Consider the following 14655-nt stretch of genomic DNA (forward strand, 5'->3'; position numbering starts at 1 on the left):
ATGTAAAGTGACAGGCATTACAATGCTTTGTCTGTATCCATGTTAGCCATCAACATGGCTGCCTCTACTGTGTTATGTAGCAGCATGGCAATCGTCATAGGACCAACACCACCAGGGACAGGTGTTAGAAAGCCCGCGACATGATCCACTGTTGAAAACTCTACATCACCGCAAAGCTTACCATCAACACGGTTAATCCCTACATCAATAACTGTTGCCCCAGGCTTCACTATGTCACCTGTAATAAAATTGGGCCGGCCAATAGCTGCAATTAAAAGATCAGCCTCGCGTGTAAAAGAAGCCAAATTATGCGTTTTAGAATGACAAATAGTCACAGTCGCATTGGCGCGCAATAAAAGTTGTGCCATCGGTTTACCTACAATATTAGAACGACCAATCACAACAGCATTTTTTCCTTCAACAGATATCCCCTCATATGCCAGCAGCTTCATCACACCTAGTGGAGTACATGGTATAAAACCAGGAAGTCCAGACGTCAGTGCACCCACATTGAGTGGATGAAAACCGTCTACGTCTTTTTGCGGTGAAATCGCCCGAATCACCGTTTCTTCATTCATATGCTGTGGCAACGGCAACTGTACAAGAATACCGTGATAACGATCATCGTGGTTTAAACGTTCAATCAATTGCAAAAGAGCAGCTTCTGTTGTACTTGTTGGAAGTTGAATTAACTCCGAATGGATTCCAACAGCTGTCGCCGCTTTATCTTTACCTTTGACGTAACTCATTGAAGCAGGGTGTTCTCCAAGCAAAATTACGACTAACCCAGGTGTAAACCCATTTGTTTTTAAGTCAGAAACGGTTTTCGCTGTCTCTTCCCGACTAACTAAAGCCCACTGCTTGCCGTCGATCAACTGCGCCAAAAAAAAACACACTCCATTCGTTCTAAAATTGCATGGAACCACATTGTATTTATGAGCATTCCGCAACAAAATAACTTTTTTTACTCCTTGCGGCTACTACTATGACCTGGATGAAGTTTAGACGTTGGATCAAGATAAGTCTTAGCGTTATTGACAGCAGTAGGTGCTTCTCCAAATCCAGTTGCGATCAATTTTACTTTACCAGGATATGTAACGATGTCGCCAGCAGCATACACTCCAGGAATATTGGTACTCATGCGCGTATCAACGACAATTTCATTACCCTCAACCTCAAGACCCCATTCCAGAATAGGTCCTAGTGATGCAGTGAAACCTAAGCTACCAATAATTAAATCTGCTTCAATATCCATCGTTTCCTTCGTTCTATTTTCCATTATGGTGACTCCTGTAATATGGTCATCACCGTGAACAACCTTTAATTCGTAAAATGTTTTTACATCAACATCCGATGCATACAGCGTTTTGACATTCTCTTCATGCGCACGAAATTGATCCCTACGATGAATGAGCGTCACATGAGAAGCAATTCCCTCAAGCATGAGTGCAAAATCAACAGCTGAATCGCCACCACCAACGACTACAACTTTCTTATCTTTATATTTTTTCACATCATCCACATAATAAAATATGCCATTACCCTCGAATTTTTTAACGTTTTCTGCAGGTAATGATTTTGGTGAAAAAGCGCCAATCCCTGCTGTAACAATAACCGAACGAGATAAATGCACTTTATGATCCGTTTCTAGTTTAAAAATCCCATCCTCACCTTTGGTAACGTGAAGGACTTTCTCATTCAAACACACTGATGGATGATATTGACTAGTTTGTTCAATAAGTTGATCCACTAAATCCATCGCTCGAATTTTAGGAAAACCACCTACATCATAAATAAATTTTTCGGGATACAATTCTGCTAATTGACCACCAAGTTGTGGCAAACTATCGATAATTTTAGTGCTTGCATTTCGTATACCTGCATAAAATGCAGTAAAAAGTCCAGTGGGGCCCCCACCAATAATCGTAATATCATATACTTTTTCATCCACAGGTAATGTCGATTGTGCAACCAAAAAAAGCCCTCCTTTGAATACTCAGATTCAATTGATCACTTTGTTAAAAACACGTAATTAGTATACTACAGCCACACCTGCAATCCAATCAAGCGATTACTTAGCGCTAATGGTAGCAAGAGCAATATGCGACACTCCAAAAGCATTGTCTGATGCATAATGTGGATCACAAAAATAAAGTGGTCCACTACCATGAGGATCCATAGCAAAACGTTGACGAAGTCTGTTTTGTATGGCCATGTTCGAAGCCACTCCACCTACTAATAAAATCCGTTTGATTCCAGTCAACAAAAAAGCTTGACGAATCATTTTTTCAATTGTTGACGCAATGGATCTTTGAACAGCTGCAGCAATGGCGGTATCTGGTATTCCCTGACTTTGGAGGCGTTGCGCTGCCGTCAAAGGACCTGAAAAACTCGGTGCACCCGCTTTTACTACTGAAGGAATTATAGGTATGGATTGATCTTCCCACTCGCTCGCTAATTTTTCAAGAAACTTCCCCGCAGGAAAAGGCAACCCGAGTTGAACACCTATCCGATCCACATATTGACCAACATGAAGATCCATACTAGAAGCTAGCAACTCGACTTCAAAATCACATCTTGCTTTGGTAACACGCAACATATCAGTCGTGCCTCCAGAAAGGTGAAGAACCAAAAAAGCTTCTGTAGGTAATACATCCATATGCGAAGTGACCAAGCCTGCCATAATGTGACCAGACTGATGAGATGTTTCGATAATGGGTGCTAAAGAACCAAGTCCAATACTTTGTGCTGCCAAATATCCTGCTCGAAAAACAGGCATGTACGACTCTTTGTGATTGCGAGGTTTTGTACTAACTCCAATCCCAATCAGTTCGTAGTGTGCACGGATGGAATTCATCTCTTGAAGAATATCAGGTAAATGAACAATATGTTGATATAATGCCTCTGATTGCCTGAGACCGTGTTCTCCACTATTCACGGTTAACACGTTTCTGGCCTCAAAGGCAATCTCTCCATATTGATCCACAAGACAAACGGATGTTGTATAGTTACTTGTATCAATGCCAAGTACAGCCGTTTGCCTGTCCCCATGTGTTCCAAAGTAGTTACTCATAAAGTCTCTAAGCGCCGCTCGCGTAGTCCAGATAAATCGCCAAGTATACCTGATAAAACACCATTTACAAATTTGTAAGAACGCTCCGTACCATATGTTTTACACAAAGAGACAGCTTCGTCAATCACTACAGCAGGTGGCATGTCCTCTTGAAACAAAAGTTCATATAGAGCGACACGCAAAATTGACCGATCTACACCAGGCATTCTTGATACTTCCCATTCCTGACTATAGCGGTTTAAAATGGAGTCAATATACGTTATATGATCCAATACCCCTGAAACAAGTTCACGAAAATATTTCATATTAATGGAACGCTCACCGAGCGTTTCCGTAAGGACAGTTTGAGTATATTGAACGGCCTGTTCTTGGTCTAAATCATTAATATCTAGCTGAAATAATGTCTGTAACGCTCTTTCTCTTGCTCTGTGACGACTCACTCCATTACCCTCCAACTACTAGTCAAAACGATCTGTTTGCCATAACCGGTGAACCAATTCTTGCACATTCGATCGGTCATCAATAAACTTTCCAATCGAGTAACCAATTACCATAAATACCGCAAGTAATAGAGTAGGGAAAAAACCAACAATGAGAATGAGAAGCCAAAAAACGATACCAGCGATTACTCCCAAATATCGCTTTTGTAACGCAGCTACTTTGTGAGCAAACCGCAAGATCAGTTCCATTACTCATCCCCCTCACTCAGTTATTTAGCAACTGCTTCAGGTGCAATTGCGACAATGTGCACATGGACCTTAGACACTGCAAGCGAAGTATAATTACGCACAGCAGTCATAACCAACTCTTGAATCTGCTCGCTCATCGCTGTCACATCGACTGCAGGCAATGATCTCACATCCATGAGTACAACAAGTCCTTCTTGATCAGCGCTAATTTTCGTTTGTAAACGTTCAACTCCGCGAACCTGTTTTGCCGCTCGATGGGCAATCTCTTTTACCGTTTCATAACCAATACGAATTTCACCAGTTCCCGCATCCTTCACAAAAGAAGGTGGTCGACGACGGGCGAGTCGATAAAGCAAAAACCGCACTGATAATACAATCATAAGCCCCAAATCAACCCATAACGCAATGACGGAAGAACCAGAGCTGAGGGAGGAATTATCAACAAACGGCACACCCAAGACCCCAAGTACTGTCCAACACACATTAACGAGCACAAGTAAACTGAACAGTCTAAGTAGCATACGATCAAAGAGTGTCACAGGATTCTTCCTTTCTACGAGAAAAGCCTCCGCACTTGTTTATCATACCCATCACGGAGGCCTCTGTCATCTAACCACGCACTTTTTCGCGTTCTTCACCATCATCATGTCGAAATGAAATACCAAGCACATTGACATTGACGGATGTCACTTCAAGTCCCGTCATTCCTTCAATCGCTCGTTTTACACTATCTTGAATTTCCGTAGCAACTTCAGGTATGCGAAACCCATATTCCGCAATAATCGAAAGGTCAACCGAACACTGTCGTTCATCAGTTGAAACATCTACTTTTATGCCTTTGCTCAAATTTTTACGGCCTAAGCGCTCTGCAATTCCACCAACTACGCCACCACTCATATCTGCAACTCCACGCACATCCGTTGCCGCTAGGCCTGCAATAACAGCAATCACCTCATTAGCAATCTGCGTAGTCCCCATATCGCTCGATCCAATTTCAGCAGGTACCATTCCGTTGATAGACACCCGAATCCCCCCCTAAGCATATGCCTCTGTCAAACATCCTCTTTCACTATAACAAAACTACGACCAAAGCACGACATAAAATAATGTATCTAGCGCAGCATACCTAATCCCAAGACTAAACTGAATACATTTCAAGAAAACGAGTATTGATATCCCCTTCAACAAATGCCGGATGTTCCAAAAGGCGCAAATGAAATGGAATTGTCGTTTGTATGCCTTCTATTTGGTATTCAGATAATGCACGCTTCATGCGCTGGATCGCTTGCATCCGAGTAGGAGCCCATACAATAAGCTTAGCAATCATCGAATCGTAAAACGGACTCACAGTATAACCAGGATATGCGGCACTATCAACTCGTACCCCAAATCCCCCTGGGGTAAGATAAGTGCCAATTTTTCCTGGACAAGGCATAAAATTCCGATCTGGATCTTCAGCATTGATTCGACATTCGATCGCATGACCACGTTGGATCACATCTTCTTGTGTAAATGATAACGGTTCACCTGACGCAATCAAAATTTGTTCACGGACCAAGTCAATGCTAGTTACAAATTCTGTAACAGGGTGTTCCACCTGAATGCGCGTATTCATTTCCATAAAATAAAAGGAGCCATCCTCGTCCAATAAAAATTCAATAGTTCCCGCTCCCTCGTATTGTACTGCTTTTGCAGCAGCTACAGCAGCTGCCCCCATCGCTGCACGAGTTTCTTCAGTCAACGCCGGAGAAGGTGATTCTTCAACTAACTTTTGCAAACGTCTTTGCACTGAGCAATCACGTTCCCCAAGATGAACAGCATTGCCATATTGGTCTCCCACGATTTGGATTTCTACATGACGTGGACGAACGAGATATTTTTCTAAGTATACTCCAGAATTTCCAAAAGCAGATCCTGCTTCCGTCTTTGCAATAGAGATCGCTTGGCGAAGCTCGTCTTCTGAAGAAACAATTCGAATTCCTTTACCACCACCACCTGCAGTGGCCTTAATAATCACCGGATAACCGATCTTCTTAGCAACTTCTACTGCTTCTTCCTCACTTTGAATGAGTCCTTCAGTGCCAGGTACCGTAGGAACAGAGGCCTGCTTCATCGTTGCTTTAGCCGTCGATTTATCACCCATCTTTTCAATCGCAGCTGGACTAGGACCGATAAACTTAATGTCAACTGCGGCACAGACATCTGCAAAATCGGCGTTTTCAGATAAAAATCCGTACCCCGGATGAATGGCATCCACACCTACAGCAGTAGCCACTGACATGATATTGGGGATATTTAAATAGCTCTGTTTACTAGGTGTAGGACCAACACAATAGGCCTCATCAGCCAACTGGACATGTAACGCCTCACGATCAGCCTCAGAATATATCGCAACGGTCTGAATCCCAAGTTCTTCACATGCGCGAATGATGCGCACAGCAATTTCGCCGCGATTAGCAATTAAAATTTTCTTAAACATAGATTACCTCCGTTATGCCAGTTTGACTCGAAATAGAGGCTGACCATACTCCACCAAGTGGCCATTTTCAGCTAATACTTCGACGATCTCCCCACGCACATCGGCCTCTATCTCATTCATTAATTTCATTGCCTCAACGATACATACAACGGTTTTTTCAGTTACCTTAGTACCGATTTCCACATAATTTTGAGCTGTTGGAGATGGCGCCAAGTAAAAGGTTCCCACCATTGGAGACTTAATGACAGTCAATCCTTCTTCTATCGCTGATGTCGTTTGTGAAACTGGTGATTCAATAACGACTGTATTTTGTATATCTGACTCTTTTGCTACAGCTTGCACAGACGATACTGGTGTCGCATGAGACACTTCAATCCGTTGTACAGGTTCTGATAAAGAAGTTACATTAGCTTTTTTTATATGTAATTTCATATCTTCTGTCTCGATATTTAACTCATGCACACTTGTTTCATCAAGTAAACGTATTAATTCGCGAATCTCACTCGTTCTTAGCAACAACAACTCACTCCTCAGTGTACTATGCTTTAAAAACAGTATAGCACAAACCGAGTCAAGTCGTCCTGATCAAGTCCACCCCCTTTCTTATGCAACCATGATGAATTCATGGTTCAAGCATAGTAAAGGGGGCTCAGAAAAGTCATGTGCAAGTATAAACTTAAACGTGGGCGCTAACAATGACTTGATTGGATTGAATGCCTAAGGTTTGCGAAACTAAATCAATCACTTTAACTGCGGACGTAGGACTTAAGCTGCTCGCTTCAACCCATACATGAACTTCTCCTTGTGGATTGAAGATAACAAGAGAATCCGGATAAGACGAAGTCAATAAATCGTGAATTTTGTTCGCTTCAGCCTGCTGCGTTTGAATCGCAGTTAACTGTGAATAAGCACTGGAGGCAGCTGCTTGACTTACATGCGGATCACTAATCTCATTTTGCAACGTTTGAATGACCTTTGACTCAGATTGCATTTGATCGAGCGATGTTTGTGCAAACCAGTCATTCGCAAGCGAAGAAGTAGGTTTCGACGCCGGTGCAGTGCTAGTTGAAGTTTTTGCCACTGTTTTGGTTGCGCCTAAGGAATTAGCGTTTGTTGGAACTACCGAAGTACTCCCGCTAGCGTTGACATCCTGCGTACTGGGTGAAGCAGGAGTTCCTAATGTATAGTATCCAATCAACATTAAAGATAGTACCATCATTGTCGAGAGCCACACTGTTTGTCTTTTCACCATATTGTTCGCTTCCCTTCATACATGATCAATTGATTGTCATAAGACAGGTTTTAGCCGCGTGGTAAAACGGTAATTTCATAACTTGGAATACCAAGAGCATCTTGTACTGCACCCACAATCTCAGTTTGCATTTGCACGACATCATTTGACTTCGCTACAACAAGCACACCAATGATATGTGGTAATTGCTGCTGTACTACAATCGGCACTTGGCTTCCATTTGGACCTTGAACAGTAACCATTTGAGTCTGACTCTGCTGTGTTGTTGTCTTTGTCTGACTCCCTGAACCTGTTTGCAACGAAGACTGAGTGGACGTCGATGTATTACTGCCATACTTTTCTAAAGGAGTTGAATCTACTGTCACCATGACAAGTGCATCTCTGATGCCACTTATTTGGTCAATCATTTTCTCCAACTCATGATCGTAAAACCTTTCATAAGTAATGGCAGTAGATAGGGCCGGATCTGTTGTCGATGTTTGAGTCGTAGCCGCATTGGTTGACGATGCCGAACCTACTGATAGAACCCCTTGTCCACTGGGTGGTGGTTTAGACCCATTGCCACCTGATGCCCCAAATACAAGTAACAAAATACCTATTGCAGTTACTGCTAATAACCACTTATTTGCAAATAATTTTTTTATTGATGCACCTATCCCATTACATCTCCCCCCTCTCAGCATGTGAACTAGTTACTGACATGCACTGCGCTGATTGGCAACCCTAGCGATTCTGCAATTTGTTCTTTTACTTCTTCTTCTAACACAGTGGTCTTAGATGTCTTGTTACTGATAAGGGGCAATGTTGCATTGACTCCTGTCACAATTGGAGTTCCAGTTGAGTTTACGGTAGTCTCCACCTCTACGGATTGTAACGAGATACCAAGCCCGCTTTGGATTTCCTCTCGCAACGTAGCAGACAAGTCATTTTGAAAAGCAATATTGCCAGATGCGGTCTGATAATTAGATGATGTTTGTCCTGGAAAACCTGTTGCAAAGAGCGGTCCGGCAATGTTAGTTTCTAATGCATCCACACTAAAGTGGCTTTCAATAAGGGCTGTTATTGGCGTAAGCATGGTCAACATAACAACTAAACCAAGCACTGTACGGACATATTTTTGCAATGAGGTCGTCGGTAATATGAGATCTAAAAATACTGCCAGCAAGATAATCATCACTAGATGCCGCAGCCACTCAGACAAAGCACCAATCACGATGTCACCTCACAAACGCCGTTAGGTTAGTGGCAGCAACTGCAATGACAATGGAAAAGAAAAACATCAAGCCAATGGCTGCAACTGCAGCAAAAACAAGGCCTAGACTCTTTCCAATCGTCGATAGCGTCGAGATCACAGGTGAGTCTCCTAATGGTTGAAGTAATGCTGCAGATCCGTTATACACTATGGACAAGGCTAGTATTTTAAGTGCTGGGAAAGCACAAATTAACAATAATAGAACAGCACTTGCCATCCCTGTTGCATTTTTTACGATGAGCGAGGCACCAGCAATCGACTCTGACGCATCTGATAACGCCTTACCGATAACTGGAACTAAATTGCTAGCCACATATTTGGCACTTCGCAGTGCAACGCCATCAGATATACTGGCAAGCGAACCTTGTACTGACATAATCCCTAAAAATGCGCTCATGCCAAGACCTAAAACTGCAAGGGCCACACTTTTGATAAAACCTGCGAGTGCCGTCACTTTATAGCGATCTGACAACGTGCTTACGATAGTCAATACAGCAGAAAAAAAGATTAGTGGTAACACCCAATTGTGTACTATGAGCCCCATGGCATTTACAATAAATACTATTAAGGGATGAAACGTTGCAGCTGATGTAAGACCACCTGATGCAGCGATGAGGGCAAGAACAACCGGTAGCGAACCATACATAAAGGCTGTCATTGTGTCAATCGCACCGCTGGCGTAAGTCGTTGCATCATGAAAGGAGGACACTGCAAGTACGACTAACACCATTTGCGTGACCCAAAAAGCTACTTTAGCCACCATTTGCGATGCAAACGCGGATTGAACTGTTTCTAACACAGCAGCTAATACTGCTAAGATTAGAATGATCCCAAGTAACCTAGCATTTTCAAATAAAGAATCTAGTAGATAGCGAAGTAATCCTTGTAACAGTTGGTGATAATGAAACGACGGATTACCTGGAAAAAACGCAGGAACGAGCTCTCCTTCAGCAGTCGCAGGAACATAGCCATTATATTGTGTGTCCAATTTGTTCCATGCTTGTTCAATTGCATTTTGAGATACCGATTGATACTGCGTAGTTGCAGTTTGAAGCGGTGTAGGTACAGTTGTGCTACTGTCTTTAAACGTCGATTGTGGAGGGGGTAGCCCTGATACAGATGGCATCGATTCGTTTGCATACGCATATGGAGCCACATGTAAACATGCGATTAGTACAAAAACAAACGCTATCTTATACCATTCTCGTACTGCGAAACGTACGATCTTCATGTGCATCATGACCTCCCTTCACGGAAGTAAGTGTGTGACCGTTTCAACTACTGCAGTAACAATCGGTACAGCTAGAACCAATATGGCTAGTTTCCCAACCAGTTCAATCTTTCCAGCAATCGCTGATACGCCCGCATCTCGTGCAATTTCAGCACCAAATTCCGCAATGTAGGCTATCCCGATAATTTTTATAATTGTGGCGAAAAAAAGCACATTTACATTAGCTAATTCAGCGAGTCTTTCAATCGGAACAAGCAATCCTGTCAAACGTTGCAATGCAATGAGAAAAAGAAAAACGGAAACCATCAATGTGATCCAAAAGGCAATTTGCGGTGCCATTTCACGAATAGATGTAATTAACAGCGCTCCGACGAGTCCAAACAGAACAATTTGCAATATGCTCATAGCGCACCTTTATTGAATGCTAAAGACATCGCGGATTTCCAAAAACAAATGGCTAATATTCGTCACAACAACCGCTGCAACTAGTACTAACGCGCTAATCGTTACAAGAGTTGCAATTTCATCTCGACCGGATTGCTTTAACAAACTAGATAAAATAGCCGCTGCAATTCCGACGACTGCAATCTGAAAGATAACGTGCAGTTCAAGACTCATAAGTGAGTCCTCCTCAAACTAAATAAGCATGACAACGATGAGTACACCTGCCAATACCCCAAGCGTCTGATATACGCGTTCATAGCGGGTTCTTTCTTCCATTGCGTCTCGTTCACGATCATTCAGTAGCGCAAGCGCTGCATCTAATTGTGCGGCTTGCTCAACTACGCCTGTCATTCCGATGGAGTGACCCAGACTCTCTAAAATGTGAACATCTTCTGTAGACAAATGTAGTTTTGGAAGATGTTGTTGCAAAGCATCTCGCCATGCTTCAAATGCCGTACTGCCTGGATGTCCCAACGCTTCTGATGCGGTTATAAATAACTCACTAAGTGCATGACCTGCTTGTCCTTGCCGACTTGCGTGCAAAAATGCTTCCTGTAAAGGCAATCGTTGATAACTAATATCCGCTCGCAGTGACCTTAGCATCGCAGCCAATTGACGCAATTCTTGTGGTCGAGCGCGAAAGTATAGCGAGAATTGACGACCATACACAGCACTACCTACCATGACAATGCTAGCTCCTGCGATTTGCCATAGGGTCGGATTCACCGCGTTTCACCTCGCGAAATCTTCGATCGTATACATGTTCAACAGTCCCTGGTCCTAAACGCCGACTCAAAAATATAAAACGGTCGATAGCACCTTGGGTCAAGAGTGTACGAAGTGCTGGCCTTTGTTTTAAATCTTCCATAGAATTGGCATGAACTGTGCCAATAAATCGGACTCCAGCACGAGCAATATCGAGTATTGCCTTCACATCTGCTACACTCCCAATTTCATCGGTCATCACAATATGAGGTGCCATTGCCCGCAGCATCAGATACATTCCCTGCACTTTAGGACACCCATCTAATACATCTGTTGATTGACCGATATCAAACTGTGGAACACCTTGGTGACAAGCTGCAATTTCTGAGCGCTCGTCCACAATGGAAACGGCACGTGCAGAGAGTTTTGGATGAAGTTCACCATTACCCAAAAGTCTTGCGAGATCCCGTAAAATAGTCGTTTTGCCACACATCGGCGGCCCGACAATCAGTATTGATTGCAATTGACCCCACTCATCCAATACAAATGGCGCCAAACTTTTCGAACAATGCAAGATCTGCCGAGCGACCCGTATGTTTAACGAGGCAATATCCCTGATGGTGACAATGTGATCTTGTTCATCTACTACAGTACGACCAGCAACGCCGACACGATGTCCCCCAGGTAACGTAAGGTATCCATATCGCAGTTGCGCTTCGACTGCATAATAAGAAGAACCGGTAACTGCTGAAATCACATGCCGTAACTGCTCCATGGTCACCACAGGACGGGCATAATCACGCAATCCTACTAATTCGAAAGGCCTCAGTGCACGAAGGCGAATTTCCTCAATTCTGCCTGCTGCATTCGGTTCTAACCCATCAATGATGCCACGCAAAGCCTGAGGTAGTAACTTTGAGATACTCGCCACTTCACTGATTGCTGATAGTTCGGGCATATCTCATTCACCTCGCAACACGTAATGCTATTTACTTAACTAGTCCAATGTATATGGGACGAGATCTGCATTTATACCATATGTAATTGGTAGACTTATCGCAGTCATGTTTAGGAAGAAATAGTTGCACAGAATTGAAAGCAAGTGGATAAACATAAGAAGAGGTTAGATTTCGTGTCCTCATGGAAGGGGTTGACCATGTCGGATACATTTGCAGTCATTACACGCTGGATCGTTGTTTTTCTAATTATATTCCTCCTTTGCATGGTGCTGGTCTTTAGTTGGATGAAACGGCCTAAGCAATTAGGGAGTGCTGTTAGCGCATGATGCAAGCTATCTGTCAAAGCGCAAAAAGTCTTCGCAAAAGGCTTCCCTATGCTTACTGATAAGGGAAGCCTTTTTGCCAAAGCAATGACTAATAAAATTACGCACGTGAAACGTATAATCCTGAGCGTGTATCAATGATTAAATGGTCACCTGTATTAACAAAAAAAGGTACTTGTACCGAATATCCTGTTTCCATTTTGGCAGGCTTACTACCGCCTGTTGCCGTATCACCACGAATACCAGGTTCAGTTTCGACTACCTCTAACTCTACTGTGTTTGGTAAATCGACGCCAATTGCAGCACCATCATAAAGCATCACAACACAATTCATATTCTCTTTCAAAAAATTTAGTTCATATTCTAATTGATCATGACTGATCGACAATTGTTCAAATGACTCAGTGTCCATAAATGTATAATTGTCACCATCGGCATACAAGTATTGCATCTGTCTATTTTCAATTCGCGCACGAGCTACTTTTTCACCAGCGCGAAAAGTCATTTCTTTCACTCCGCCAGTGCGAATATTTTTTAATTTGGTACGGACAAAGGCTGCACCTTTGCCAGGTTTCACGTGCATAAATTCAATGACGCGCCATATAGCGCCATCATATTCAATGGTAACACCTGTACGGAAATCGTTACTTGAGATCATAGTTCATTTCCTACCCCCCATACAAATTATAAAATAAGCAAATCTTTAGTCGACTGTGTTAGACAATAGGAACCATTCTTTGTCACCACGATGTCGTCCTCTATGCGCACTCCGCAAAATCCAGAAACATAAACCCCTGGTTCTACAGTAACCACCATTCCTTCTTGTAACACATCTTGTGACTGTTGTGCAAGTCGGGGAGCTTCATGAACGGCTAATCCGAGACCATGTCCTAATGAGTGACCAAAGTTTTCCCCATAGCCAGCGTGTACAATGACATCGCGCGCGACCGTATCTGCCTCTTGTCCCGTCATTCCAGCATGAATCGCACTAAGGGCTGTCGTCTGTGCTTTATACACAACATCATAGATTTCACGCTGCCGTGAACTTACTTCTCCAATACCTACAGTTCTCGTCATATCAGAAGCATATCCATTGTAACGCGCACCAAAATCAAGCGTAATTAAATCTCCTGTTTGAATGACACGATCTGATGCTACTCCATGTGGCATCGAAGATCGTTCTCCACTTGCCACAATGGTGTCAAACGAAACACCCGTCGCCCCTTGTTTTTGCATAAAAACAAGTAATTCCAAGGCTACATCGCGCTCTGTCACGCCTTTTTGCAACCATTGCGTTACATGAGTAAATGCAGCATCAGCGATTTCCGCCGCAATTTTCATCGTAGCTATTTCAGAATCTTCTTTAACCATTCGTACATTTTCAATCACATTTACAACAGGAACAAGTACAACATGCGGAATTGTCTTTGCTAATTGTTGATAAGTAGCAAAACTGACCGACTCTGGTTCAAATCCTAAACGACGAATCTTTTTATCGGCAATATAGTCAGCTAGCGAAGTCATCCACTTTGCGGCATGTAAATGCACGGTTGACTCCTTTGCTTCATATGCAGACTGCTCTGCATACCGTGAATCGGTGAGTAACAGAGTCTCCTGTGCAGTGATAACGACATAGCCAGATGAGCCAGAAAAACCAGTCATGTAGCGACGGTTTTCTGGAGAAAATGTAAGAAATCCATCTACCTCATATGAGGCTAGTTGTAACCATACCTTGTCACGCCGATGCTTCATACAACACACCCCTTTACGATTTCATTGTGCATGTAAAGCAAGCAGTGCAAGTTCATATCCAAGAGACCCGAATCCAGAGATCTGACCTTTTGCTACAGGTGCAATTACAGAGTGTGAACGAAATGATTCCCGCGCATAGATATTTGATAAGTGCACTTCAATCACAGGAAATTGAACGGCTGCGACAGCATCGCGTAATGCGATACTATAGTGAGTATAGGCTCCAGGATTAAAGACGCAACCTGCTGTCCCATCACGCATTGCACATTGGAGTGCATCAATCAATGCACCCTCACTATTGGACTGGAAACTTTCTACCAAGCAAGAAAGCTCTTCTCCTTTTTTACGCAACCTCTCATCAATTTCAGCTAATGTTTCAAATCCATATACTGTTGGCTCTCTTTGACCTAATATATTTAGATTAGGTCCATGCAAAACGAGGATTTTCTTCACCCATACTCACTCCCCCATATTTTGCGATGCTGTGTCCATCGAG

General features: G+C 43.0%; 21 protein-coding genes. 1 reads left to right on the forward strand and 20 read right to left on the reverse strand.

The genetic code is table 11. The annotated features are described in order from the left end of the window. Nucleotides 1-17: 17 nt before the first annotated feature. From folD to spoIIIAA, 17 genes are all read right to left on the reverse strand, one after another. Nucleotides 18-884: a bifunctional methylenetetrahydrofolate dehydrogenase/methenyltetrahydrofolate cyclohydrolase FolD gene (folD, locus tag MM817_RS06960; protein ID WP_241713015.1), complete on the reverse strand. Its 867-nt coding sequence runs from the start codon at nt 882-884 to the stop codon at nt 18-20. Nucleotides 885-964: 80 nt separating this feature from the next. Further along, nucleotides 965-1975 (reverse strand): NAD(P)/FAD-dependent oxidoreductase, encoded by a 1011-nt coding sequence (locus MM817_RS06965; protein ID WP_241713017.1) that lies wholly within the window; start codon nt 1973-1975, stop codon nt 965-967. Between the two features lie 96 nt (nt 1976-2071). Continuing rightward, the gene (locus MM817_RS06970; RefSeq protein WP_241713019.1) at nt 2072-3073 is read right to left on the reverse strand and encodes a tRNA (adenosine(37)-N6)-threonylcarbamoyltransferase complex transferase subunit TsaD; all 1002 of its coding nucleotides are present in this window, start codon (nt 3071-3073) and stop codon (nt 2072-2074) included. Beyond that, nucleotides 3070-3513, reverse strand: a complete 444-nt coding sequence (gene nusB, locus MM817_RS06975; RefSeq protein ID WP_241713022.1) for a transcription antitermination factor NusB — start codon at nt 3511-3513, stop codon at nt 3070-3072. Before nusB ends, MM817_RS06970 begins: the two co-directional genes overlap by 4 nt. A gap of 18 nt (nt 3514-3531) precedes the next feature. Continuing rightward, complete coding sequence (locus MM817_RS06980; protein ID WP_241713024.1) at nt 3532-3762, reverse strand: DUF2273 domain-containing protein; 231 nt, start codon at nt 3760-3762, stop codon at nt 3532-3534. A gap of 20 nt (nt 3763-3782) precedes the next feature. Next, nucleotides 3783-4301 carry an alkaline shock response membrane anchor protein AmaP gene (gene amaP / locus MM817_RS06985; RefSeq protein WP_241713026.1) on the reverse strand — a complete coding sequence of 173 codons (519 nt, stop codon included), beginning with the start codon at nt 4299-4301 and terminating at the stop codon, nt 3783-3785. Between the two features lie 70 nt (nt 4302-4371). After that, nucleotides 4372-4770, reverse strand: coding sequence for an Asp23/Gls24 family envelope stress response protein (locus MM817_RS06990; protein WP_241713315.1), 399 nt, complete (start codon nt 4768-4770; stop codon nt 4372-4374). A gap of 130 nt (nt 4771-4900) precedes the next feature. Then, complete coding sequence (accC, locus tag MM817_RS06995; protein WP_241713027.1) at nt 4901-6241, reverse strand: acetyl-CoA carboxylase biotin carboxylase subunit; 1341 nt, start codon at nt 6239-6241, stop codon at nt 4901-4903. 12 nt (nt 6242-6253) lie between these two features. Continuing rightward, complete coding sequence (accB, locus tag MM817_RS07000; protein WP_241713029.1) at nt 6254-6757, reverse strand: acetyl-CoA carboxylase biotin carboxyl carrier protein; 504 nt, start codon at nt 6755-6757, stop codon at nt 6254-6256. 160 nt (nt 6758-6917) lie between these two features. Further along, complete coding sequence (locus MM817_RS07005) at nt 6918-7493, reverse strand: SpoIIIAH-like family protein (RefSeq protein WP_241713031.1); 576 nt, start codon at nt 7491-7493, stop codon at nt 6918-6920. A gap of 50 nt (nt 7494-7543) precedes the next feature. Continuing rightward, the gene (locus MM817_RS07010; protein ID WP_241713033.1) at nt 7544-8176 is read right to left on the reverse strand and encodes a hypothetical protein; all 633 of its coding nucleotides are present in this window, start codon (nt 8174-8176) and stop codon (nt 7544-7546) included. Nucleotides 8177-8181: 5 nt separating this feature from the next. Next, the gene (gene spoIIIAF / locus MM817_RS07015; RefSeq protein WP_241713035.1) at nt 8182-8706 is read right to left on the reverse strand and encodes a stage III sporulation protein AF; all 525 of its coding nucleotides are present in this window, start codon (nt 8704-8706) and stop codon (nt 8182-8184) included. Nucleotides 8707-8710: 4 nt separating this feature from the next. Further along, a complete protein-coding gene (gene spoIIIAE / locus MM817_RS07020) occupies nt 8711-9976 on the reverse strand; it encodes a stage III sporulation protein AE (protein ID WP_241713038.1) in 1266 nt (421 codons plus the stop codon). Between the two features lie 18 nt (nt 9977-9994). Continuing rightward, nucleotides 9995-10381, reverse strand: a complete 387-nt coding sequence (gene spoIIIAD / locus MM817_RS07025; RefSeq protein WP_241713040.1) for a stage III sporulation protein AD — start codon at nt 10379-10381, stop codon at nt 9995-9997. Nucleotides 10382-10390: 9 nt separating this feature from the next. Beyond that, complete coding sequence (gene spoIIIAC / locus MM817_RS07030) at nt 10391-10594, reverse strand: stage III sporulation protein AC (protein WP_241713042.1); 204 nt, start codon at nt 10592-10594, stop codon at nt 10391-10393. 18 nt (nt 10595-10612) lie between these two features. Next, entirely contained in the window at nt 10613-11146 is a 534-nt protein-coding gene (locus tag MM817_RS07035; RefSeq protein WP_241713044.1) for a stage III sporulation protein AB, read from the reverse strand. After that, nucleotides 11112-12083: a stage III sporulation protein AA gene (spoIIIAA, locus tag MM817_RS07040; protein WP_241713046.1), complete on the reverse strand. Its 972-nt coding sequence runs from the start codon at nt 12081-12083 to the stop codon at nt 11112-11114. Before spoIIIAA ends, MM817_RS07035 begins: the two co-directional genes overlap by 35 nt. Before the next feature lie 174 nt (nt 12084-12257). Between spoIIIAA and MM817_RS07045 the strand changes: the two genes are divergently transcribed. Then, nucleotides 12258-12410 carry a hypothetical protein gene (locus tag MM817_RS07045; RefSeq protein WP_241713048.1) on the forward strand — a complete coding sequence of 51 codons (153 nt, stop codon included), beginning with the start codon at nt 12258-12260 and terminating at the stop codon, nt 12408-12410. 97 nt (nt 12411-12507) lie between these two features. Here the strand turns inward: MM817_RS07045 and efp are convergent, their stop codons facing one another. From efp to aroQ, 3 genes are read right to left on the reverse strand one after another with little or no spacing between them, the layout of a single operon-like run. Further along, nucleotides 12508-13065, reverse strand: coding sequence for an elongation factor P (gene efp, locus MM817_RS07050; protein ID WP_241713050.1), 558 nt, complete (start codon nt 13063-13065; stop codon nt 12508-12510). Nucleotides 13066-13091: 26 nt separating this feature from the next. Continuing rightward, entirely contained in the window at nt 13092-14159 is a 1068-nt protein-coding gene (locus MM817_RS07055) for a M24 family metallopeptidase (RefSeq protein ID WP_241713051.1), read from the reverse strand. Between the two features lie 21 nt (nt 14160-14180). Further along, nucleotides 14181-14612 carry a type II 3-dehydroquinate dehydratase gene (gene aroQ / locus MM817_RS07060; RefSeq protein WP_241713053.1) on the reverse strand — a complete coding sequence of 144 codons (432 nt, stop codon included), beginning with the start codon at nt 14610-14612 and terminating at the stop codon, nt 14181-14183. Between the last annotated feature and the right edge of the window lie 43 nt (nt 14613-14655).

This window comes from Sulfoacidibacillus ferrooxidans, from assembly GCF_022606465.1.
GTDB lineage: Bacteria > Bacillota > Bacilli > Alicyclobacillales > SLC66 > Sulfoacidibacillus > Sulfoacidibacillus ferrooxidans.